Genomic DNA, 408 nt, shown 5'->3' on the forward strand with positions numbered 1-408 from the left:
CCGTAAATTTATGGATGGTCGTCAGGAATACACCACCACTTTTACGCCCTTTCAGGTGTTCACGAAGTTCAGCACGGCTCTCAACGCTAATGATGTTTTGATCGCCCACGTAACCTTTTGCATTAGTGAATTGACCTGAAAGCTGATCATCCAGATCAGTACGGTCAGTGATGAGAATAATAGTTGGGCTGCCCAACTCGACATCTTTCATCAGTAGACGAGATAAGAACAACATTGTGTAGCTTTTACCGCAACCAGTCGCACCGAAATACGTACCACCCTTACCATCACCGCTCACCAACTTTCCGTGCTCATCAAAACACTTCATATGCTGTTTGATATTGGCAAAAAGCTTTGTTGCTGCGTAATACTGAGGATAACGACAAACAATCTTTTCTTGTTTACTTG

General features: G+C 43.4%; 1 protein-coding gene. It reads right to left on the reverse strand.

Features of this window, described 5'->3' with window-relative positions:
- Positions 1 to 408, reverse strand: a 408-nt coding sequence (locus tag AB4486_RS25420; RefSeq protein WP_372119491.1) for a DEAD/DEAH box helicase family protein, incomplete at both ends; no start/stop codon positions are given.

It is taken from the genome of Vibrio sp. 10N.222.55.C6 (assembly GCF_041473395.1).
In the GTDB taxonomy this organism is placed as follows: domain Bacteria; phylum Pseudomonadota; class Gammaproteobacteria; order Enterobacterales; family Vibrionaceae; genus Vibrio; species Vibrio crassostreae_C.